Raw genomic sequence first — 15593 nt, 5'->3', positions numbered from 1 at the left:
TCAGATCCCGGGGATGAGTCGGACGAGCAGGTCGATGAGAAAGATCCCGGCGAACGGGGTGAGCACGCCGCCGAGGCCGTAGACCAGCAGGTTGCGCCGCAGCAGGCGCGCGGCGGTGGTCGGCCGGTAGCGCACGCCGCGCAGTGCCAGCGGGATCAGCGCCACGATGATCAACGCATTGAAGATCACCGCGGACAGGATCGCGGACTGCGGGGTGGCCAGGCGCATGATGTTCAGCGCGCCCAGCGACGGGTGGAGCACCATGAACATCGCGGGCAGGATCGCGAAGTACTTGGCCAGGTCGTTGGCCACCGAGAACGTGGTCAGCGCCCCCCGGGTGATCAGCAGCTGCTTGCCGATCTCAACGATGTCGATCAGCTTGGTCGGGTCGGAGTCGAGATCGACCATGTTGCCGGCCTCCTTGGCCGCGGCCGTCCCGGTGTTCATCGCGACGCCGACGTCGGCCTGCGCCAGGGCCGGGGCGTCGTTGGTGCCGTCGCCGGTCATCGCGACCAGCCGCCCGCCGGACTGCTCGCGGCGGATCAGGGCCATCTTGTCCTCGGGCGTGGCCTCGGCGAGATGGTCGTCCACCCCGGCCTCGGCGGCGATCGCCTTCGCGGTCAGCGGATTGTCCCCGGTGATCATCACCGTCCGGATGCCCATCGCGCGCAGCTCGGCGAACCGCGTGGCCATCCCCGGCTTGACCACGTCCGAGAGCCGGATGAGCCCGAGCACCCGCCCCCCATCCCCGTTCTGTTCGGCCCCGTTCTTTTCGGCGACGACGAGGGGGGTGCCGCCCTCGCGGGAGATCCGGTCGACCTTGTCCTGCAGCCCGCGCGGCAGTCCGCCATCGGCCTCGTCCACCCAGCCGGCGACGGCGCTCGCGGCGCCCTTGCGGATCCGGCAGCCGTTCAGGTCCAGCCCGGACATGCGGGTCTGCGCGGTGAACGGCACGAACTGCGCGGCCGCCTCCCCGGCGGTCGCCTCGGCGGGCAGCTCGTGCGCCCGGGCGCACAGCTCGATGATGCTGCGGCCCTCGGGGGTCGGGTCGGCCAGGCTGGACAGCCTGGCCGCGGCGGCGAGCTCGGCCAGGCTCACCCCCTCGGCCGGGAGCAGCTCGGTGGCCTGCCGGTTGCCGAAGGTGATCGTGCCCGTCTTGTCGAGCAGCAGGGTGTCGACGTCGCCTGCGGCCTCCACCGCGCGCCCGGAGGTGGCCAGCACGTTGCGCTGCACCAGCCGGTCCATGCCGGCGATGCCGATCGCGGACAGCAGTGCACCGATCGTGGTCGGGATCAGGCACACCAGCAGCGCGGTGAGCACGACCAGCGACTGCTGGGCCCCGGAGTAGCCGGCCATCGGCTGCAGTGCCACCACGGTGAGCAGGAAGATGATCGTCAGCGTGGACAGCAGGATGGTCAGCGCGATCTCGTTGGGGGTCTTCTGCCGCTGCGCGCCCTCGACCAGCGCGATCATCCGGTCCACGAACGACTCGCCGGGCTTGGTGGTGACCTGCACGACGATCCGGTCGGACAGCACCGTGGCGCCGCCGGTGACGGCGGAGCGGTCCCCACCGGACTCCCGGATCACCGGCGCGGACTCCCCGGTGATCGCGGACTCGTCCACGGTGGCGATGCCCTCGACGATGTCCCCGTCGCCGGGGACCACCTCGCCGGCCTCGACGACGACCCGGTCGCCGATCCGCAGCGCGGTGCCGGGAACCGCCTCCTCGGAGCCGTCGGCGCGCAACCGCCGGGCGACGGTCTCGGTGCGGGTCCGGCGCAGCGTGTCGGCCTGCGCCTTGCCCCGGCCCTCCGCCACCGTCTCGGCCAGGTTGGCGAACAGCACGGTGAACCACAGCCAGGCCGCGATCAGCCAGGCGAACAGGCTCGGGTCGGCGACGGACAGCCCGGTGACCAGCACCGAGCCGACCCAGACCACGAACATCACCGGGTTGCGCAGCTGCGCCCGCGGGCCCAGCTTGCGCACCGCACCCGGCAGTGCTTGCCACAGCTGCCGCGGGGAGAACGCCCCGGCCACCACCGCCCGTCCGGTGCGCTGGGCATGCAGCTCCTGCCGCTCGATGATCGACCGGTCCAGGGTGGGGGTGGTGCTCATTTGAGTGCCTCCGCGATCGGGCCCAGCGCCAGGGCCGGGAAGAAGGTCAGCGCGGCGACGAGGACGACGGTGCCGCCGACCAGCACGCCGAACATCGGTCCGTGGGTGGGCAGGCTCCCCACGCCGGGCTCGACGCGTTTCTGCGCGGCCAGCGAACCGGCCAGCGCGAGCACCGCCAGGATCGGGACGAACCGCCCGAACAGCATCGCCAGCCCGAGGGTGGACTGGAAGAAGTCGCTGGTCACGGTCAGCCCGGCGAACGCGCTGCCGTTGTTGTTGGCCGTCGAGGCGTAGGCGTAGAGCACCTCGGACAGGCCGTGCGGGCCGTCGTTGTTCAGTGCCGCGTCCAGCTCACCGGGCTGGGCCAGCGCGGCGCCGGCGCCGAGCAGCACCACCGCCGGCATCGCCAGGATCGCGATCGCGGCCGCGGTGATCTGGACCCGGCCCAGCTTCTTGCCCAGGTACTCCGGGGTGCGCCCGACCATCAGCCCGGCCAGGAATACCGCGATCACGGCGAGCACCAGGATGTTGTAGAGCCCGGTGCCCACCCCGCCCGGCGTCACCTCGCCGAGCAGCATGTTCAGCAGCAGCACCCCGCCACCCAGCCCGGTGTAGCTGTCGTGCATCGAGTCCACCCCGCCGGTCGAGGTGCCGGTGGTGGCCATCCCGAACAGCACCGAGCTCGGGATGCCCAGGCGCACCTCCTTGCCCTCCAGCGCCGCGCCGGCGGCCAGCGTGGCCGTCCCGTTCGGGTGAGTCTCGGCCCACCAGGCGACGCTCAGCAGCGAACCCCAGATGACCCCCATGACGGCGGCCAGGACGTGCCCCTGCCGGGGGTTGCCGACCATGACCCCGAACGCCCGGGTCAGCGACACCGGGATGACCAGCACCAGGAGGTACTCCAGCAGGTTGCTGGCGCCGTTCGGGTTCTCGAACGGGTGGCCGGAGTTCGCGTTGAAGATCCCGCCGCCGTTCGTTCCCAGCATCTTGATCACCTCCTGGGAGGCCGCCGGGGCCAGCGCGAGCGTGCTCTGCCGCCCGTCGACGCCGGTGACGTCGACACCGGCCCGCAACGACATCACCGCGCCCAGCCCGACCAGCAGGATCGCCGCGGCGAACGAGATCGGCAGCAGCACCCGGACCGTGCCGCGCACCAGGTCGACCCAGAAGTTCCCGAGCCGGTCGGTGCCGGAGCGGGCGAACCCGCGGACCAGCGCCACCGCGACCGCCATGCCCACCGCGGCGGACACGAAGTTCTGCACGGTCAGCCCGGCCATCTGCACGCTATGCCCGAGGGTCGTCTCCGGGACGTAGGACTGCCAGTTGGTGTTGGTGACGAAGGAGATCGCCGTGTTGAACGCCACCGACGGCTCCACCGCGGCCCGCCCGAAGTCGAACGGGAGCAGCGGCTGCAGCCGTTGCAGCAGGTAGAGCAGCACGATGGAGAGGAACGAGAAGCCGAGCACCCCGGCCGCGTAGACCGTCCACCGCTGCTCGGTGCCCGGATCCACCCGGACCAGCCGGTACAGGGCGCGCTCCACCCGCCAGTGCTTGTCGGACGTGTACACGTGCGCGAGGTAGTTGCCGAACGGCACGTACACCGCGACGAGCACCAGCAGCAACGCGCTGACCTGGACCAGGCCGGCAACAGTAGGGCTCATCAGAACTTCTCCGGGCGGACCAGGGCGATGAACAGGTAGACGACCAGCGCGAGCGCGAGCACCCCACCGATCAGGTTCGGCACGTTCACAGCCGCTGCAACCCCCGCAACGTCAGCACCAGCAGGGCGAACCCGCCGATCAGCAGCAACAGATAGGCCAGGTCGGCCATCTCTCAGAACCTCCTCGGCGTCGGCCGGGTGGCCGCGCGGCCGCAAGCATGCGACCCGCTGCGGGCCACGACCACAGGTCCTGACGGGTTCCTAACGACCTTGTGACGACCTTGTGCCGCGCGTCATCACGCTCAATGCCCCCGGTCAGGGAGGTGTGAGGATTCAGCGACCAGCCGTCAGGATCCCGTGAAGATCCGCCCCGAGCGCCGGCCGCGATCACATGCTGGACAGGTGCTGCTTGCCTCCCCGCCGTCTGTCCGAGACGACCCACATCCATCGGTGACGGGACCGCATCCGCCGATCGGCAGCGGAATGGCCTTTGCGCTGGGATTGCCCGCAGGCACCGTGGCGACCTTCGCCGCTGCGGGGCTCGGCGCCCACGACGCGCCCCTGTTCGGACTGGCCGTCCTCACCGCGACGGCCGTTGCCCTGGCGACACTGACGAGCGCGCCAGGTGCGATCGGGGCCGCCATCCAGTTCTGGGCCCTGTGGGACGGTTTCCTGGTCAACAAGTTCGGCGAGCTCACCTTCACCCACGCCGACTGGCCGGGCCTCGTCGCTCTCCCCGCATGTGCGGCCCTGGCCAGCCTCGTCGCAGCCAAGCTCCGCGCAGCGGCTTCCCGGCAGGAGCAATGCTTGAAACCTGTGGATCACGAGGGGCCGTACCCTCCCGGTGATCGTGAAGCTGTCGAGCAAGACCGGCGCTGCCAGGCTCGTCGGGAAGGTACGGCCCGTGTTCACCGTGGTCTCCGAGGAGCTCAACGGCCGCGATGACCACCCCACCGGCGGTGGGGATCGAGCGTCGGCATCGTTGATCGACCAGATCGGGCGAGAGGGCGCCCGGCGGATGCCGGCCGAGGCGTTGCAGGCCGCGAGGTCGACGCCTACATCGCCCGCGTCGTCACCGAGCACGACGAGACCGGCAGCCGACTGGTGGTGAGCAACGGCTACCACCAGCCACGCGAGGTGCTCATCTCGGCCAGCGAGGTCTCGGCCAGCGAGGTCGAGGTGTCGTCGCCGGGCGCGGGATCCACCTGCGTACGACCAACCCGATCGAGTCGACCTTCGCCACGGACAGGAACCGAAGCAAGATCACCAAAGGACCGGGATCGCGGGCGGCCAGGCTGGCCATGGCCTTCGAGCTCATCCAGGCGGCCCAGCGGTCCGGTCTACAGGGTTCGGCTGTCGTCGCCAGCCTCGCTAGGGTCGCGGCCGTTCAGGCTGGTGCGGAGTTCGTCTTCCAGCTCGCGGATCCGGGCGTGGGCCACGTCGAGGTCGTCCTGCAGGCCGACGATGCGCCGCGCGGCATCCAGCGAAAGGCCCTCATCGAGCAGGGCGCGCACCCGGGTGGCCAGCGCGAGCTGACGCCGGGAGTACAGCCGATGCCCGCCGGGGGAGCGGTGCGGGTGCAGCACCCCGGCCGCGTCGAGGCTGCGCAGGAACGCGGGCTGCACGCCGAGCAGCTCCGCGGCCCGTCCCATCGTGATGGACGGGTAGTCCTCGTCGTCAAGCCGCTTCACGCTCACCTGTCGCAGCATCTCACGTGAAATCTATGATGCAAGTTTACTACTGTCATTGCTACAGATCCTGCCGAACTCCCTGCGAGTGCGCTGGGTGGCGCGCGTCGCGGCTCCCGCGAGCTTCACCAACAAAACGGTGGTTTCGTTGGTTTAGTGTTCAGTTAACTGAACTTAGAACTAGTTAGAACGTTGAAAACATAGAAACTGATACGATCGGTTCGTGATCGACGAGCCCGCACGCTGCGGTTACAGCCGTTGCCGCGCCGAGTTGCCCGCGCCCGGCCCTCAGGGGGGACGCCGGCGGTCCTTCTGCCGCGACACCCGGTGGCCCGGTGGACGGACGTGTGCGCAGATGGCCCGCGCCGAGCGGGAAGCGCTCGGCGCTCTGGGCCTGGACTCCGGGACCAACGCGTTCCAGCTGGACGCCGACCGGCTGCGCGAGCATGTGGGCGCCGTCCGCGCGCCGGTTCAGGCGCTCAGTGAGGCGCTCGCCGGGGTGTCCGCCAGGCTCGACGAGGTCCAACGCGACGCCGTCGCCGCGGTCGAGGCGGCGAACCGGAAGGTCGCCGACGCGGACCGGGCCCGCATCGCGGCCGAACAGGCGCGTGAGGAGGCACAGCGGCAGGCGCGGCAGGGCGCGGAGGCTGCGGAACGGGCCGCGCAGGAGCGTGCCGAGGCCGTGCAGCGCGCCTCGGCCGCGGCGCGGCAGGCCCTCGAGGCGACCGAGGCGCTGGGCGCGGCGAAACAGACGGCCGAGGACGCCGCGGCCGGGCGCCGGGCGGCCGAGCAGCGCGCCGCGACCGCCGACGAACGGGCGGTCGCCGCCGAACGGGACGCCCGGGCCGCTGCGGTCGCGGCCGAGCAGGCCACCGGGGAGCGCGACGCCGTGCGGGCGCGGTTCGACGAGCTGCGCAGCTCCCTCGACGCGCTGCGCGCGGAGTCCGGCGAGCTGCGTGGCGCGCTCGCCGCCGCGCGCACCGAGACCTCCGCGGCGCTTGCCGCTCGGGACGCCGCGGCCGCGGCCCGGGAGCAGGCCGTCAGCGAGCGGGACGCCGCCGTGCGCGATGCCGCGGAACTCGCTGTCGAACGCGACCGCGAGCGTGCCGAGCTCACCGGGCAGATCCGATCCGCCCGCGACCGCGCCGAACGCGAGGCCGCGCTGCGGGTTCGCGCGGACGTCGAGGCGGAACGGCTGCGCGCCGAACTCGATCGGGCCGGGTCACCGCGACCGCTGCACCCGGACGACCTACGCGCCCTGGTCCGTGCGCTGAACGGGGGCGACGACGCGGCCGAATAGGCCCGGAATGACGGGTCCGGCCGGAATACGGCAGAAAGGGGCCGCGGGTGAGACTTCCGCCAGGTAGGCGGGTCGGGCGGCGGGCCGACGAGGAAGGCGGCGTCAGTCAGGTCTTCGGCCCCGGGGATCAATGGAACCGTGGTCGGCGCTGAGATTGATCTTGCTGGCTACTCGTCCTCCGGGCGCTGGGGGACCTGGGCCTGGAGGCGTTCCCGAAGGTCGGTTTCCTCGGGCGTCAGCGGGTCGTCGGGGTGCCGGATACGGACGGGCTTGGGCCGGAAGCGCCTTCTCCAGCTCGGGCCGGACCTTGACCTCGCCAGCTCCTGGCGGGCGTCGACGTCCTCGCGTACCCGATCCGCACCGGCCGCTCGGTCCGAGGTGCCGGGACCACGGCGAGCGCGGCCGGAGATGGGTCCCGCCCCTTTCGAGCCACAACTGCGCGCTCAGCTGACGGCAGCGCCGAACCACCTGGGCAGCCGGCTGAGCAGATCCTGCTGATCTTCACCGACCCACGCCACGTGGCCGTCCGGCCGCAGCAGCACGGCGGGCACGTCCAGTTCCTCGCTGACGTCGACGACGTGGTCGACCCGGTCTGCCCAGCCCGCCACCGAGAGCCGGCCGGTCTGGTCGAGCAGCAGCCCGCGGCCGCCGTGCATCAGCCCGTAGAGGCGCCCCCGCTTCAGCCCCACGTCCCGCAGCCGCCGGCCGAGCAGCTCATGCCCCTCGCCGAAGTCGTAGCGGACCCCGATCGCGGTGATCTTCTCGATCAGGTACCGGTTCACCTCCTCGAAGTCCATCAGTTCCGCCAGCAGCCGGCGCACCGCCTGGGGGCCCGGCTCGAGGGAGATCAGCTCGGACTGTGCGCGGGTGTTGTTCAGCACGTCGGCGGCCACCGGGTGCCGTTCGGTGTGGTAGCTGTCCAGCAGCCCCTCCGGTGCCCAGCCCGCGACCTCGGCGGCCAGTTTCCAGCCGAGGTTGAACGCGTCCTGGACACCGAGGTTGAGCCCCTGCCCGCCCAGCGGCGGGTGGACGTGCACCGCGTCGCCGGCCAGCAGCACCCGGCCGGTCCGGTAGCGCTCGGCCAGCCGGGTGGCGTCGCCGAACCGGGACAGCCAGCGCGGTGAGTGCGCGCCGAAGTCGGTGCCGGCGAACACCCGCAGCCGCTGCCTGAGCTCCTCGAGGGTCGGCGGGACCGTGCGGTCCTCGGCCACCCCCTCGGCCGGCACGACGACGCGGTACACCCCGTCCCCGAGGGGCCCGGCGCCGAACCCATGATGGGTCTTGCGGACTTCCGCGACGATGGCGGCAACCGTCGCCGGATCCTCGGTCACCTCCATCTCGCCCAGCAGCCACTCGGCCCTGGCGGGCTCGCCGGGAAAGCCGACACCGAGCAGCCTGCGCACCGTGCTGCGGCCGCCGTCGCAGCCGACGAGGTAGCGCGAGCGCAGCTGCGTGCCGTCGGCCAGCTCGGCGGTCACCCCGTGGTCGTCCTGGCTCAGCCCGACCAGCTCGCAGCCGCGCCGGATCTCGGCGCCGAGCTCGGTGGCGCGCTCGGCCAGCAGGCGATCGGTGGTGGTCTGCGGGATGCCGAGGACGTAGGGATGCGCGGTGTCCAGCCGGTCGGGCGACGGCTTGGTGATGCCGGCGAAGAAACCACCGACCGGGTACTGCTGGCCGAGCGCGAGGAACCGCTCCAGCAGACCGCGCTGGTCCATCACCTCGACGCTGCGCGCGTGCAGGCCGAGCGCGCGGACGATCCTCGTCGGCTCCGCCTCCTTCTCCAGCACGAGCGCGTGCACGCCGGCCAGCCGCAACTCGCCGGCCAGCATCAAGCCGGTCGGTCCGCCGCCGGCCACGATCACGTCAATCATGAAACCCCCATTCAACGAGGTTGGATTTCGGCCAGCTGCTCCGCGCAGTCCGGCGGCGCGCACACCGCACCTGGGCGCCGAGTGCTCGTAACCGCACCGCGAGTCCCACCGGCGGTTCGACGTCCCGCGCGACCCACACGTCGACAAGAGCACACGTACTTCGCGAATCCCTGATTTCCGTAGGTTCTGGCTTCGGCCGGAGATTCTGCGGCACGACCCGGGTCTTGCCGCAAGGCCCCCGGTGCGCTATACGTTGAGAGTGGCAAGAAGTGGGTAGCCTTCTTGCCTTTGCCCTACGCCATCCGCTGTGGACGGACAAGCTCCTCCCGAAGCGGTGACGCGCCGCGTACGGCGGTGCCGCCGCCAGATGAACACACCTGGGGCTCATCCCTCCTCGTCGACGTCGGCGGTGGTCGGGTCGCGCAGGGGCCACAGGCCGCCGCCAGCCGGGGTGGAGGCGCGGAAGCGTTGCGGACGGTGCACATCTGCACCGCGAACCCCAGATGGTGGGCCGTCGTCCGACGCAGCACGATCAGGTCCCGGTCCATGTCGTCCAGGAGGAAGAACCGCTCCAGCTCCGGCCGCGCCGGCTCCTCAACGAACCGTCCGTACGCCGCCGCCTGCTGATCCCCGGGGCTGGGTGAGGAGCACCGGCCCGCGGATCCGCCCGCCGAGCAGGCACGGCAGCAGCTGGGCGGTGCCGGACTGCCAGCGGATCCATTCGGTCGCGCCGCCTTTGGCGATGACGCGGGCGCGCTTGTCGGCCGGGGCGAGGTCTTCGATGTCGAGGGTGAGGATCTCCTCTGCTCTGGCGCACGACTCGTAGCTGCACCGTGGCCAACGCCGATCCGCCTTGCCGCAGTAAATGCGTACACCTCGACCACGGCCGCGCACCGGCGGCCGCGAGGTCAGTGTGGCCGCGGCTCGGCTGCTGCCGCAGTAGATACCGGATTTCCTGCAGCAGGTCGAAGCCCGACAAGGCACCGAGGCCGAAAAATGTCACAACTTCGGGTGGTGCCTTGTCTTCAAGGGAAAGCACCATGCGGAAGGAAAGATCATGCGAGTCTTCGTCACGGGAGCGACCGGGGCACTGGGACGGCACCTCGTTTCTGGGCTGGTCGCGGCGGGTCACGAGGTCACCGCCACCACGAGGACGCCCGGCAAGGTCGCGCAGCTGCGCGAGGCGGGCGCGGACCCGGTGGTCGTCGACGGGCTGGATCGCGAGGCGGTGATCGCGGCGGTGCGGGCCTCCGCGCCGGAGAGGAAGGAACTCGGCTGGGAGCCGCGGTACGGGAGCTGGCGGGAGGGATTCCGTGCCTGGGTCAACGGCCAGCCGGGCGCCGTGATGTACGACGCCGAAGGGCACGTGGTCAGCTTCATCCACTTCACCCGGGCCCGCCGCGACGAGCTTGGCGCGGCCCGCAAAGCACCGATCAACTACCGTCGAACCACAACCGAGGACCAACGATGGTCACTACCCGCTCATGGTCGGATATTTCATCGGCCACCTGGTTCATTTTCTCGGACACACCTCACCGCGCTCGTGAAGCCGCGGCGAATCCACCCGCCAGATCCCCAGGATCGATGAATCCCGGGCCCTTGCGGCGTCAACACGGGTGAGGACCGGACAACCACCAAGGAGCCATCAGATGCCCACCCGAGACACCGCCCCCGTCGGCGCACCCTGCTGGGTCGACCTGACCAGCTCTGACGTCGGGCGCAGCCGGGCTTTCTACTGCGAGCTGTTCGGCTGGACAGCCGAAGAACCCGCCGAGAAGTTCGGCGGTTACTTCAGTTTCCTGAAGGACGGCATCCTGGTGGCCGGATGCATGGCCAGGCAGCCCGGCGAGCAGGCGCCGGATCTGTGGTCGGTGTATCTGGCCACCGACGACGCGCGAAAGACACTCGAGGCCGCCGCGTCCAGCGGCGGCGAGGTCCACGTGGACGCCATGCCGGTCGGCGACCTCGGTACCATGGCGTTGATCACCGATGTCGGCGGCGCGTGGATCGGCCTCTGGCAACCCGGCCGCCACCAAGGATTCCGGGTCCTCGATGAGCCCGGAGCCCCGAGCTGGTTCGAGCTGCACACCCGCGCCTACGAGGCCACGATCGGCTTCTACCGCAACGTGTTCGGGTGGGACACGCACGCCGTGAGCGACACCCCGGAGTTCCGCTACACCACGCTGCGGCAGGGCGAGAGCTGGCTGGCCGGCATCATGGACGCCTCGGGAACACTCCCCGAGGGCGTTCCCGCCCACTGGTCGGTCTACTTCGGGGTGGACGACACCGACGCCGCGCTGGCGAAGGCCGTCGAGCTCGGCGGCTCGATCGTGGTGCCGGCCCAGGACACGCCGTACGGCCGCCTCGCGGCGGCCATCGACCCCACCGGGGCGCAGTTCAAGCTGGTCGGGCCGAACGAGACGACGCCGGCGGGCTGACCGGCGAGGTTGCGGCCGCTCCCGCCGCGGTCGCGATCACGTACCGGAACGCGTTGTCCTGCCACGAGCTGCCATCGCGCCGCAGGCTGTCGGCGAGTGCGGCGCGAATGGCGTCCGCGACGGGTCTCGCAGTGTCTCGCCTCGGCCCACCTCGCCACCGCGACGGGCGCTCCGGGAACGGCCACGCCGAGCAGCCCCGCGGCGGCGTCGAGCCCGGTGACCGTCGCCCCGCGCTCGTGGGCGAGCCGCAACGCGAGCCCGGCGCCGCTGCTGAACCCATCTCATGCCTCCGGAGGGACGGACCCGACGAGGTCTCGGACACGGTCGGAGAGGATGACGCGATTCTGTCGCGGGTGGATCCGGGAGTTCCTCTGTTCCGCGGCTGGTTTCCGGCGGGCGGCATACGCCGCGGCCTCGGCCCGGGTGCGCAGGCCGAGCTTGGCGAGCAGGTTCCCGACTTGAGCTGCGCACGAGGCCCAAGTGCACCCGATCGTGTCGACGGTCCGGGTTGTGTTGTACACCACAAGACAACGAAGATCGCTGCCACTCAACCGCACGAGGAGGACCATGCGTACCACTGCTCTTCGCTTGCTTGCCGGAGGCGTCGCGACCGCCGGGTTGCTGGTCGTCGGGGCCGGAGTCGCCAGCGCGGACCCCAGCTGCCTGCAGCAGAGTGTCACCGGCGTCGTCGCGGATCCGCTCGCAGCGATCACCGGTGTGCTGGGCGACCCACTCGCCGCCGCGCAGGCCGACCTCGCCTGCGTGCAGCAGGTGCTCGGGCACTGAGCTCCCCACCGGTCGGTGGCGCGCCGCGCGGTCCGGCCGCCACCGGGTACTGCTGGCGGCGGCCGGACCGCTCAGACCATCGGACCGGACGCCAGCACCCGCACCGCCTCGGCCACCGCCGCGCGGCGGGCCACCCGCACCGCGGTCTCGATGGGCCGCAACGCTTCCCGGCGGGCGGCCGCTGCTGAGGCGGACAGCGCGCCGCCCGGCTCATCCATCGCGGCCGCGGCGAGGATCGCCGCGACCTCATCGGCGTGCTGCAGCACGCGCAGCGCCCGGCCGGGCATCCCGGCCGGCCACAACGATCGGGGCCGGGCACGCAGCGCTGCGGCGATCTCCTCGCGGACCCCGGGGCGATGCCGCGCCACACCCAGCGAGGTCAGAATCGACGCGGACTGCCGCACCTGCTCGCGCAGCTCGTACTCGGCGTAGCTGAGCGCCACGAACTCGGTGGGCGGGGTGGTCTGGGAGACCGGGTAGACCGTCCAGCGCAGCACCCCGTCGGCGACGGGCGTCGGCACCACCCCGAGACCCGCGTCGACGAACAGCGCGCCCTCGCCTGCGGCGGTCGCCTCGCGGCTGAACGGGCCGGGTCCGGGCAGCCCGCGGATGTCCCCGGGGGCGGGAAGCACGAACCGGGCGTGGCCCCGGGGCGCGGTCCGGCGCAGCGCCGCCAGCAGGAACGTCACCGATGACGCCGGTGCCCCCGGGGCGGGCAGGTCGGTGGCGGCCGCGGTCTGCGGGTCGGCGGCCAGCACATCGTGTGCCTGCGCCCAGGGCTCGAGCGCGTCGAGGACGTCATCGGGCGCGGCGGCTCCGGCCAGCCACGCCGAGGTCCAGACAGTCAGTGTCGCCGAGGGACAGGGCACGTGCGCAAGGCTAACGAAGGCGCTCCGAACCCGACACTTCCGCCGCCCCGGCTCGCCGCGGCAGGCGGAGCGGTTCTCGCCACCGAGCGTGTCGGTCCGCGAAACCGGCGCGACGGCCCGGTAGAAGGACCGGGTGGCTTTGCACGCGCACGACTACCGCGGTGCCTTCACCGCCGACGGAACCCGCAACCGGGTACGCACCCGGCTCCCGGAGCTGCCCGCCGAGGCAGGTCTGGTCGTCGAGGACCCGGTGAGCGGGTTCTGCGGCGCTGTCGTGCTGGTCGACGTTCGCGAGGTCACGCTGGAGGACCGGAACGGACGACGCCGGGTGTTCCCGTTGCGCGCCGGCGGGTTCCTCGTCGAGGGTGGGCCCGCGACGCTCGTGCCACCCCGGGCGGCGCCCACCGGAGCCGCCCGCTCCGCCTCGGGATCGGTGAAGCTCCACGGCGCGGCGGCGCGCACGGCGCGGGCCAGCCGGATCTGGGTGGAGGGCATCCACGACGCCGCGCTGCTGGAGACGGTGTGGGGGCACGACCTGCGGGTCGAGGGGATCGTCGTGGAACCGATGCACGGGATGGACGATCTCGTCTCGGCCGTCCGCGAGTTCGGCTCGGCGCCGCAGCGGCGGCTGGGCATCCTGGTCGACCACCTGGTGGAGGGCTCGAAGGAGATGCGAGCCGCCCGCGCGGTGAGCGGGGCGGACGTGCTGGTCACCGGGCACCCGTACGTCGACGTCTGGCAGGCGGTGAAGCCGTCGGTCGTCGGGATCCGGGAGTGGCCCGCGGTGCCGCGCGGCACCGACTGGAAGACCGGGGTCTGCGCCGCGTTGCGCTGGGGCGAGCCCGCTGACGGGGCTCGCCGGGTGCTCGGTGCGGTCCGCAGCTTCCGCGATCTGGAGGCGCCGCTGATCGGCGCCGTCGAGCAGTTGATCGATTTTGTGACTGCGGAAGGCTGATCTCTGGCAAGATCAGGGCATGGCGGCAGTGATCTGGCTCATCGCCGGAATTGTGCTGGTCGCTGCGGAGGTGCTGTCCGGCGAGTTCGTTCTGCTCATGCTCGGCGGCGGCGCGCTGATCGCGGCGCTCGCCTCGGTGTTGGGCGCGGGCCCGGTGGCGGGGGCGATCGTGTTCGGCGGCGCGTCGGTGCTGCTGCTGTTCGCGGTCCGCCCGGGTCTGCGCCGCAGGTTGAACCGCGCGATCGACAACACCGCCATGCATTCCGACGCGCTCCTCGGGCGGGAGGCGGTGGTCGTCGAGCGGGTGCAGGGCGACCACGGCGGCGGCCGGATCAAGATCGACGGCGACATCTGGTCGGCCAGGGCCTACGACCACCAGCAGGTGATCGAGCCGGGAGCGCGGGTTCGGATCGTCACGATCACCGGCGCGACGGCCATGGTGCTCGCCGAGGACTGACCCGCGGCCGTTACGGTGCGGCCCGCACGGGCAGTCGACGAGGAATGAGCAACCGCAGCGAGCTGCGGAGAAGCGGGGGAGGGGATCGAGGTGGCCGATGGGGCGGTAGTGCTCATTGTCGTTGTCCTGATCGTGTTGCTGGTCGTGGTCTCGGTGGTCAAGGCGGTGCAGATCATTCCGCAGGCCACCGCCGCGGTCATCGAGCGGCTGGGCCGCTACAAGACGACGCAACCACCGGGCCTGTGCTTCCTGGTGCCGTTCATCGACAAGATCCGGGAGCGGATCGACCTGCGCGAGCAGGTGGTGTCCTTCCCGCCGCAGCCGGTGATCACCCAGGACAACCTGACCGTCAACATCGACACCGTCGTCTACTTCCAGGTGACCGACCCCAAGGCCGCGGTCTACGAGATCTCCGACTACATCACCGGCGTCGAGCAGATCACCACCACGACCTTGCGCAACGTCGTCGGCGGGATGACGCTGGAGGAGACGCTCACCTCCCGCGACCAGATCAACACCGTGCTGCGCGGTGAGCTCGACGAGGCCACCGGCCGCTGGGGGATCCGGGTCGCGCGGGTGGAGATCAAGGCCATCGACCCGCCGCCGTCGATCCAGGAGTCGATGGAGCGGCAGATGAAGGCCGACCGCGAGAAGCGCGCGATGATCCTCACCGCCGAGGGCCAGCGGGAGTCGGCGATCCGCAGCGCCGAGGGGCAGAAGCAGTCGCAGATCCTCACCGCGGAGGGTGCCAAGCAGGCGGCGATCCTCAACGCGGAGGCCGAGCGGCAGTCCCGGATCCTGCGGGCGCAGGGTGATCGCGCCGCCCGCTACCTGCAGGCGCAGGGCCAGGCCAAGGCCATCGAGAAGGTGTTCGCCGCGATCAAGTCGGGGAAGCCGACACCCGAGCTGCTGGCCTACCAGTACCTGCAGACGCTGCCGCAGATGGCGCAGGGCGACGCGAACAAGGTCTGGCTGGTGCCCAGCGACTTCGGCAAGGCCCTGGAGGGTTTCACCCGCATGCTCGGCGCACCCGGCGAGGACGGGGTGTTCCGCTTCCAGCCCAGCCCCGATGACGGAGTGCACAGCAGGCCCGAGCAGGACGACGAGTCGATCCGCGACTGGTTCGACACCTCCAGCGACCCGGAGATCGCCCGGCAGGTGGCGGACGCGACCGCGGAGGCCCGCCAGCAGCTGCCCGCGCTCGGCGCCGAGCGCTCCGCGGTCCCGCCCGGGCTCGCGCAGCGCCCCCCACACGCGCCGGAACCCGCACCGCAGCAGGTCGGTGGCGCCGATGAGCCGACCCGCGAGCTACCGGCTCCGGTCGCGCCGCCCGCCGGGGAGCAGGCGCCGCCCGCCCCGCAGGCCCCGCCGCCATCGACCGTGGGCGGGGCCGAGGGCAACGAGGGCCCGCGACCGGGCTACCCCTCACCCCCGCCGCAGCGGTAGGCAGGGCC

15 protein-coding genes and 1 pseudogene are annotated in these 15593 nt (G+C 71.7%); 9 read left to right on the top strand and 7 right to left on the bottom strand.

Features of this window, described 5'->3' with window-relative positions; translation table 11 throughout:
- Genes kdpB through kdpF form a run of 3 tightly spaced genes read right to left on the bottom strand, consistent with a single transcriptional unit; the run spans position 1 to position 3865 of the window.
- Positions 1 to 2115 carry a potassium-transporting ATPase subunit KdpB gene (kdpB, locus tag G567_RS0110505; protein ID WP_037056728.1) on the bottom strand — a complete coding sequence of 705 codons (2115 nt, stop codon included), beginning with the start codon at positions 2113 to 2115 and terminating at the stop codon, positions 1 to 3.
- On the bottom strand, positions 2112 to 3776 hold the full coding sequence (gene kdpA, locus G567_RS0110500; protein ID WP_028929951.1) for a potassium-transporting ATPase subunit KdpA: 1665 nt from the start codon (positions 3774 to 3776) through the stop codon (positions 2112 to 2114). The genes kdpB and kdpA overlap by 4 nt, the downstream gene beginning before the upstream one ends.
- A complete protein-coding gene (gene kdpF, locus G567_RS34115; RefSeq protein ID WP_037056726.1) occupies positions 3776 to 3865 on the bottom strand; it encodes a K(+)-transporting ATPase subunit F in 90 nt (29 codons plus the stop codon). Before kdpF ends, kdpA begins: the two co-directional genes overlap by 1 nt.
- Positions 3866 to 4625: 760 nt before the next feature.
- On the opposite strand from kdpF, the gene G567_RS37145 reads away from it, so the two are divergent.
- Both G567_RS37145 and G567_RS34105 read left to right on the top strand, forming a co-directional pair.
- Positions 4626 to 4886, top strand: coding sequence for a hypothetical protein (locus tag G567_RS37145; protein WP_211223890.1), 261 nt, complete (start codon positions 4626 to 4628; stop codon positions 4884 to 4886).
- A 91-nt stretch (positions 4887 to 4977) separates the two neighbouring features.
- Positions 4978 to 5106, top strand: a pseudogene (locus G567_RS34105) (IS256 family transposase); the annotation flags it as partial.
- A gap of 9 nt (positions 5107 to 5115) precedes the next feature.
- Here the strand turns inward: G567_RS34105 and G567_RS28045 are convergent.
- The gene (locus G567_RS28045) at positions 5116 to 5472 is read right to left on the bottom strand and encodes a helix-turn-helix domain-containing protein (RefSeq protein ID WP_245585618.1); all 357 of its coding nucleotides are present in this window, start codon (positions 5470 to 5472) and stop codon (positions 5116 to 5118) included.
- Between the two features lie 346 nt (positions 5473 to 5818).
- Here G567_RS28045 and G567_RS31980 point away from each other — a divergent pair, with 346 nt between their 5' ends.
- Positions 5819 to 6763, top strand: coding sequence for a coiled-coil domain-containing protein (locus G567_RS31980; protein ID WP_051232741.1), 945 nt, complete (start codon positions 5819 to 5821; stop codon positions 6761 to 6763).
- A gap of 443 nt (positions 6764 to 7206) precedes the next feature.
- Here the strand turns inward: G567_RS31980 and rox are convergent, their stop codons facing one another.
- Together rox and G567_RS36145 are read right to left on the bottom strand one after the other, a co-directional pair.
- Positions 7207 to 8634, bottom strand: coding sequence for a rifampin monooxygenase (rox, locus tag G567_RS0110465; protein WP_028929949.1), 1428 nt, complete (start codon positions 8632 to 8634; stop codon positions 7207 to 7209).
- 293 nt (positions 8635 to 8927) lie between these two features.
- Positions 8928 to 9509 carry a DUF4158 domain-containing protein gene (locus tag G567_RS36145; RefSeq protein WP_245585625.1) on the bottom strand — a complete coding sequence of 194 codons (582 nt, stop codon included), beginning with the start codon at positions 9507 to 9509 and terminating at the stop codon, positions 8928 to 8930.
- A gap of 182 nt (positions 9510 to 9691) precedes the next feature.
- On the opposite strand from G567_RS36145, the gene G567_RS31975 reads away from it, so the two are divergent.
- The 3 genes from G567_RS31975 (at position 9692) to G567_RS31970 (ending at position 11858) form a co-directional block, all read left to right on the top strand.
- Entirely contained in the window at positions 9692 to 10222 is a 531-nt protein-coding gene (locus G567_RS31975; protein WP_028929947.1) for an SDR family oxidoreductase, read from the top strand.
- Between the two features lie 61 nt (positions 10223 to 10283).
- Positions 10284 to 11072, top strand: coding sequence for a VOC family protein (locus G567_RS0110440; RefSeq protein ID WP_028929946.1), 789 nt, complete (start codon positions 10284 to 10286; stop codon positions 11070 to 11072).
- Positions 11073 to 11639: 567 nt separating this feature from the next.
- Entirely contained in the window at positions 11640 to 11858 is a 219-nt protein-coding gene (locus G567_RS31970) for a hypothetical protein (protein WP_147200904.1), read from the top strand.
- Positions 11859 to 11929: 71 nt separating this feature from the next.
- On the opposite strand, the gene G567_RS0110430 is transcribed toward G567_RS31970, so the two are convergent.
- Positions 11930 to 12727 (bottom strand): hypothetical protein, encoded by a 798-nt coding sequence (locus G567_RS0110430; protein WP_028929944.1) that lies wholly within the window; start codon positions 12725 to 12727, stop codon positions 11930 to 11932.
- Between the two features lie 139 nt (positions 12728 to 12866).
- Here G567_RS0110430 and G567_RS28030 point away from each other — a divergent pair, with 139 nt between their 5' ends.
- The 3 genes from G567_RS28030 to G567_RS0110415 all read left to right on the top strand — a co-directional run bounded on the left by G567_RS28030 (position 12867) and on the right by G567_RS0110415 (position 15585).
- Positions 12867 to 13682 carry a DUF3097 family protein gene (locus G567_RS28030; RefSeq protein WP_084796041.1) on the top strand — a complete coding sequence of 272 codons (816 nt, stop codon included), beginning with the start codon at positions 12867 to 12869 and terminating at the stop codon, positions 13680 to 13682.
- A gap of 19 nt (positions 13683 to 13701) precedes the next feature.
- On the top strand, positions 13702 to 14139 hold the full coding sequence (locus tag G567_RS0110420; protein ID WP_028929943.1) for an NfeD family protein: 438 nt from the start codon (positions 13702 to 13704) through the stop codon (positions 14137 to 14139).
- Between the two features lie 90 nt (positions 14140 to 14229).
- Positions 14230 to 15585, top strand: coding sequence for an SPFH domain-containing protein (locus G567_RS0110415; protein WP_028929942.1), 1356 nt, complete (start codon positions 14230 to 14232; stop codon positions 15583 to 15585).
- Positions 15586 to 15593 lie beyond the last annotated feature (8 nt).

Origin of the sequence: Pseudonocardia asaccharolytica DSM 44247 = NBRC 16224 (assembly GCF_000423625.1) — a bacterium.
Classification (GTDB): Bacteria; Actinomycetota; Actinomycetes; order Mycobacteriales; family Pseudonocardiaceae; genus Pseudonocardia; species Pseudonocardia asaccharolytica.
The sequence above is the reverse complement of the archived record's forward strand: the minus strand, read 5'-3'. Positions and strand labels throughout refer to the sequence as shown.